Annotated in this window: 6 protein-coding genes and 1 pseudogene; 3 read left to right on the top strand and 4 right to left on the bottom strand. The window is 61.5% G+C overall.

Features of this window, described 5'->3' with window-relative positions; translation table 11 throughout:
• A pseudogene (locus KFO72_RS41505) lies at nucleotides 1–209 on the top strand (hypothetical protein); the annotation flags it as partial.
• Nucleotides 210–367: 158 nt separating this feature from the next.
• On the top strand, nucleotides 368–1,072 hold the full coding sequence (locus KFO72_RS41500) for a hypothetical protein (protein ID WP_062918807.1): 705 nt from the start codon (nucleotides 368–370) through the stop codon (nucleotides 1,070–1,072).
• Nucleotides 1,073–1,240: 168 nt separating this feature from the next.
• Here KFO72_RS41500 and KFO72_RS41495 read toward each other — a convergent pair whose 3' ends face one another.
• Nucleotides 1,241–1,537, bottom strand: coding sequence for a hypothetical protein (locus KFO72_RS41495; protein ID WP_225034522.1), 297 nt, complete (start codon nucleotides 1,535–1,537; stop codon nucleotides 1,241–1,243).
• 171 nt (nucleotides 1,538–1,708) lie between these two features.
• Nucleotides 1,709–2,326, bottom strand: coding sequence for an NUDIX hydrolase (locus KFO72_RS41490; RefSeq protein ID WP_225034521.1), 618 nt, complete (start codon nucleotides 2,324–2,326; stop codon nucleotides 1,709–1,711).
• Here KFO72_RS41490 and KFO72_RS41485 point away from each other — a divergent pair.
• A complete protein-coding gene (locus KFO72_RS41485) occupies nucleotides 2,325–2,915 on the top strand; it encodes a low affinity iron permease family protein (RefSeq protein WP_082845516.1) in 591 nt (196 codons plus the stop codon). The genes KFO72_RS41490 and KFO72_RS41485 overlap by 2 nt on opposite strands.
• 120 nt (nucleotides 2,916–3,035) lie before the next feature.
• Here the strand turns inward: KFO72_RS41485 and KFO72_RS41480 are convergent, their stop codons facing one another.
• Together KFO72_RS41480 and KFO72_RS41475 are read right to left on the bottom strand one after the other, a co-directional pair.
• Entirely contained in the window at nucleotides 3,036–3,326 is a 291-nt protein-coding gene (locus tag KFO72_RS41480) for a hypothetical protein (protein WP_082433869.1), read from the bottom strand.
• A gap of 168 nt (nucleotides 3,327–3,494) precedes the next feature.
• A partial coding sequence (locus KFO72_RS41475) for a hypothetical protein (protein WP_225034520.1) occupies nucleotides 3,495–3,832 on the bottom strand: 338 nt, incomplete at its 5' end.

The raw sequence follows: 3,832 nt of genomic DNA, 5'->3' as shown, positions 1-3,832 counted from the left end.
GCAGACTTCAATCGGACGACGGCGACGTGAGCGTCGCCCCCGATGGCACCGTCACACAGAAGCCGCACGGCAACATGGACGAAACGCTGGTTCCGAAAGGAAAGGATCATCCTGAACAAGGCTCGTACACGCCTGAACACGATCACGTCGATCCAGACCTGCAACCCAGCGCGGACAATGCGCCGCGCGGTCCGAAGCACGGAACCTGATCACGGCAGACATGTATGACAGGCGCGGGATCGCTGTCGTCTGGAAGTGACATTCCTGCATCTGCCAAATGCACGGCGCAACGGCATGGCGTTTGCGCAACCAAAGCGCCGCGCGGTGTCCGACCGGCCACCGCGCGTGGCACGCCAAGGGGGTAATCATGAAACTGCTCAGCACGCGCGATGGTCTGCCAAGACTGTCCTGGGGCACCGTCATCGCAGGCGTCATCCTGTCGATGATTGTGTATCTGATCATGAGCGTACTCGGGACGGCAATCGGAGCGTCGCTGCTAACGCCGATGTCAAAACCGCATCCGCTCGAAGGTTTTGGGTTCGGCTCCGGTGTCTGGATGATCTTGACGACGGTGCTCGCGGTCTTTGTCGGGTCCTATTTCGCGGGACGATGTGCCCCGGTGCTCGGATGGCTCCACGGTCTGCTCGCGTGGGCTGTCATGACGCTGCTGGTTGTCTACGGCATGACCTCCATCGTCACGGGTGCCGTCAACACAGTCGGTAGCGTCGCAGCGACGGGCGCGCAAGTCGGCGCAGCGGCAACGAACCGGACAGGAGCGGCAAACCCGTCGATCGACTCCGCGAGACAGCAGGTCCAGGCAGCCGTCGCATCGGCAGCGTCATTCGCGTCGAGTCCGGATGCGGAACCGCAGGCCCGTCAGGCAGCGGACCAGGCCGCTCGCGGTGTCGCGCGGGCCAGCTGGTACTCGTTTGCCGCACTCATTGTGGGCGCAATTATCGCCATTGTTTCGGGCAGCGCGGGCTTCAGGCATCAGCCGCCTTTTGAAGAGCCCGGTGGTTCTTCGACCAGGGGCGATACGCTGCCGCACCGGGGCCGATACGCGCAGTCGTGATATCCCGGCTCGGCATGGTTAGCGGAGTAACCGGCCGGTCGACATAGTGACGAAGACTTTATTGCAGGCGTAGGCGGGTGCCCTGCACTCGCCTACCCGCCCATGGGAACGCCCAGACCGATCAACAGGGCATCGGACCGTTATCGGCCGGGCCATGGCATCCCGCTTCTACTCTCCAGCGTCGGCAGGCGGTTCTTCCGAGAGCCAGTTGTGCACTTCAGGGCGCACGCTGAACATCGGCGCTTCTATCCATGCCTCGAGCCACGACCGCCAGTTTCTCCACTGCGCGTCGTCCATGACAAATTCTTCATAACTGGTGTCCGGCGGCGGCTCGCAAACCTGCACATAGGCGACCCCATGGCCGTTCCAGTAAGCGAGCAGTTCGTCAGTCAGATCAGCTGTCACGCCGGAACCGTGATCGCGCAATATGCTTCCGACCTTTTGCTCGAATTCTTCGCGCTTCATTGCCATCCTTCCTCCTGGGTTGATCCCGCATCGCATGGGAGCGCGTCGGGGTTTGCAGTCGTTTCGCGTAACTTTTCCAATCGGGCCGTGCAATATTCGCTCTGCTGCATGCAGCGCGAGAAACGTGCCCCCCCCGCCCGCACGGTGGCAAAGAGACTGGCCAGCTGCCCGTCATTCCCATGGCAGAGGCGCATCGTGCGGCCCAGCTTTTCGTGGTCTTTGAGTCGTCCATTGCCAGGCGTGGCCACGACGGCCCGACGCGAGTTCCAGAATCGACCTCGTCGGCACGCTGACCAGTAGTGTTCCGATGTCGCGTGGAACGAACCATCTGCAACTCCGTATTTCGTTTCGCGGCTGCGGGTCTGCGCTGTCTGCAATTTCCACGATGAATACGTGATGGCGCTTGTTGAAGCCGACGAACTGCCAAAGGTAGGCTGACGACACGGCGACCAGCGAAGTCTCCTCCTCGAGCTCGCGATGCGCGCATTGCAATGGACTTTCGTTCGGGCGGACCGCGCCGCCAGGCAAAGCCCAACGGATGCGATGACGCACGAACAGAACCGTGTCGTCACGTCGGCAGATGACGGTCGCTCGCTCCTTCATGTTGGCTCCCTGATGCGTGCATCCGACAGTGCAGTTATGCGTGCCTTCCGACGGCTGACGCCGGATGCGGGTTCCGTTGCTCACAGGCATGACGGGTCCGGTAAACCGGTAGCAAGATTCAGGCACGCCAAATGCCACCAGGATGGTGACCACGGACACGAACAGTTCAAAACGGGGAGGTGCCATGACTCACGAAACCTCACACGGCAGCGGCAGCGGCCCCACAGATGCGCTCGCGAGCGTGCCGAACACGTCGAGTCCCGCGTATGCGAGGCGAAATCCCGTCTCGCGTGCCTTCGATGCGTTCGCGGCCGCGGTAACCCGCTGGGCCGGATCGCCTTACGCCTTCGGGCTGGCGGCCATCTCCATTGTGATCTGGCTGGTTTGCGGACCTCTCTTCCACTTTTCCGAAAGCTGGCAACTCGTCGTGAACACTGGAACGACTATCGTCACCTTCCTCATGGTGTTCCTCATCCAGCAAAGCCAGAACAAGGACTCGGTCGCCGTGCATCTCAAGCTCAATGAATTGCTGGCATCGCAAAAGGACGCCAGCAACAAGCTGATCGGGATCGAAGATGCCTCCGAAGACGATCTGCGCCGCGTCGCACAAGCGTACCTGGATCTGGCAGAGACAGCGGCGCGGCAACATGGCGATGACCCTGCCCTTGCACGCTCTATCGAAGCGGCGCGGCGACACGTGAGCGGGAAATCCGAATCGACGCACCATGCGTGCGACGAACAGCAGCAACTCGCCGATCCGGGGCAGCAGCGGTAAGCCGAGCGGCAACCTGTCGGGCCTGGCTCATATGAAGTGTCACGGGCCTTTGCGTGGGCCATCGCCAAAGCGCCCAGACGGGCCCGCCAGTGTCCCACGCACCAGGAACCGTCGAGGACGTCATCCTCGCACTAGTCCGTCGCTTAAGCCGTGCAGCTGCGACGGTGTCGAAAGAATGGAATCAATAAACGTGTGCGCCCGCTTCTCCCCGTAGCGGAAGGCTTCCTGTTCGGACAGGAAATCGAACTGCTCAGGGAAACTGACGACCTGATTTCCAGTTCGGCCAGGCGAAGAAATGGTCCAGGTTACCCGGTACCGCCTGTATACGCCGCCAAGCGCGTATGTTTTCGCGGGCGTCACGCAGACATCGACGGTGCAATTGCGGTAAGGAAGATAGGATTGGAATGGCATGGCATGGGTCCTCCTGAAGCGCGGCAGTGCGCGGCCGTCGTAGGGTTGGAAAGCCCATCCGGCTCAAGCATGCAGCAACCGCCGTGCCGACACGCTCGCGCGAGGTCGAAGCATGCCGGAGAATATGGCTGGTGACGCGCCGACAGACATCTCGTTCCTCAAGGTGAGTCAAGGTGAGTCCCGCAGCAGCGCTGATTCGCACGCACGCCGGATGATCCGGTAGAGCACCGCGTCCGCATCGATCGATCCCCCGCTATCAAATATCGCACGGATGCCGACCGGGTCCAGCAGACAGCCGTGACACTCCGTCAAACGGACCGCGATGGGTAACGCCCGACTCGAAATCCTGACCCGTCGAAGGACATCCAGCACGGTGGAATCGGCGATGTGCCATCGTCGCATGACACCTACGGACTGCGCGGGCGACAACCACGTTCGAGACTCGGAAAAAACGAGCAGATGTAAAGCCACGAGCAGCGTGAGAAGTCTTACCTGTCCGTCGACTT

This window comes from Paraburkholderia sp. XV, from assembly GCF_020177535.1.
In the GTDB taxonomy this organism is placed as follows: Bacteria; Pseudomonadota; Gammaproteobacteria; order Burkholderiales; family Burkholderiaceae; genus Paraburkholderia; species Paraburkholderia caribensis.
The sequence above is the reverse complement of the archived record's forward strand: the minus strand, read 5'-3'. Positions and strand labels throughout refer to the sequence as shown.